Source organism: Haloarcula sp. JP-Z28 (assembly GCF_011440255.1).
Taxonomy (GTDB): Archaea; Halobacteriota; Halobacteria; order Halobacteriales; family Haloarculaceae; genus Haloarcula; species Haloarcula marismortui.
The window spans coordinates 1-1,119 of record NZ_JAAOHT010000165.1; the positions used below are offsets into that span (position 1 = coordinate 1).

The 1,119-nt window shown below is 55.0% G+C and carries 2 protein-coding genes and 2 pseudogenes; 1 reads left to right on the plus strand and 3 read right to left on the minus strand.

Features of this window, described 5'->3' with window-relative positions:
* Positions 1-307, minus strand: a 307-nt coding sequence (locus tag G9463_RS23725) for a helix-turn-helix domain-containing protein (RefSeq protein ID WP_165898000.1), incomplete at its 3' end; no start/stop codon positions are given.
* 251 nt (positions 308-558) lie between these two features.
* A complete protein-coding gene (locus G9463_RS23730) occupies positions 559-867 on the minus strand; it encodes a winged helix-turn-helix domain-containing protein (RefSeq protein WP_165898001.1) in 309 nt (102 codons plus the stop codon).
* Here G9463_RS23730 and G9463_RS23735 point away from each other — a divergent pair.
* A pseudogene (locus G9463_RS23735) lies at positions 862-957 on the plus strand (IS5/IS1182 family transposase); the annotation flags it as partial. The gene G9463_RS23730 and the pseudogene G9463_RS23735 sit on opposite strands and share 6 nt — an antisense overlap.
* Before the next feature lie 69 nt (positions 958-1,026).
* Here G9463_RS23735 and G9463_RS23740 read toward each other — a convergent pair.
* Positions 1,027-1,119 (minus strand): annotated as a pseudogene (locus G9463_RS23740) (IS5/IS1182 family transposase); the annotation flags it as partial.

The following is a 1,119-nucleotide window of genomic DNA, read 5'->3' on the forward strand; positions in this document are numbered from 1 at the left end:
GGCCGTCACGGAGCATCTCCAAGAGTTGTTCCTGCTCGTCTTCGCCGAGCTTCGGGGGACGTCCGTCCCCGAAGTTCGGCGTTAATTGGCCAAGACCACCTTCGTTCCAGCGACGTGCCCACCGACTGCCCGTCGATTCAGATTTGCCAACGCGGTCAGCTGCCTCCTCAAGGCTGTCGCCCTTGTAGAGATTTTTCACGAACGTGAGGCGGCGGACGACCTTCGGATCGTCCGCCTCCAATAGCAACCGATTGAGATCATCTTCACTCAGATGGCGGACGATCTCTTTGCGTCGGTCCCCGCTCATTGCAACACCTTCTCAGGCTATCCCCATAACTTCACTTGGGTACTATAACCGGATTCTGCTCGCGGATCGCCTCTAACGCATCACAGACCGTTTCCTTGTTAATTCGCTTTCCAAACGAGATCGTGCTCTTTCCCGTCAGCGCATAGAAACCAAACGAGCGCCATGGGGCTGTCACCAGCGGTTTCTCGATTGTTACTGTTCGGTCGTACGACCACATCCGCTGAGAGTTATCAAACGGCTGTGGTCATGCCTCATCGAAAGAAGCCGAATACGATCGGCTCTTCCTCTTTTGTCTTTCCAGAAGTCTCCTCGCCAAGCGCTTGGTCGAGGCGCTCGGCGAGAATCTCGTCTGCCTCGTCAGGACTCCACGAATCCATCCGTCGTGGTTTGGCGTAATGCATCCCGCTCTCGCGCAACTTCCGGCTCAAGTGAGCTGGATCGTAGGTGACCCCGTAGCGGTTTTTGATGGGTGTGTGTATCTCCCGTGGCGTCCATGGTTGGCCCTCTTCGAGGATATCACACAACTCGGCGAACTGCGTATCTGAGAGTTTCGGGGGCACGCCGTGCGTGCGCGAACTTGGTATATTGAATTTCGTGAACTCGTTCTGATGTATGCCGTTCACAACATCAAGCAGTCTCTGAAACAGTGAAGTCAAGCTACATCTGGCGATTCACCACGGCCCTTTTTTCTGCCGTGTTGAATAGATGCTGAGTCACGGTTAGAGTGGTTCACAGAGCGGTTCTATGTTCGAGATGGCGAACATCAGGACAATCTCACGGAACTGTCGATACCAGCCGAGCGCTCGCACGGC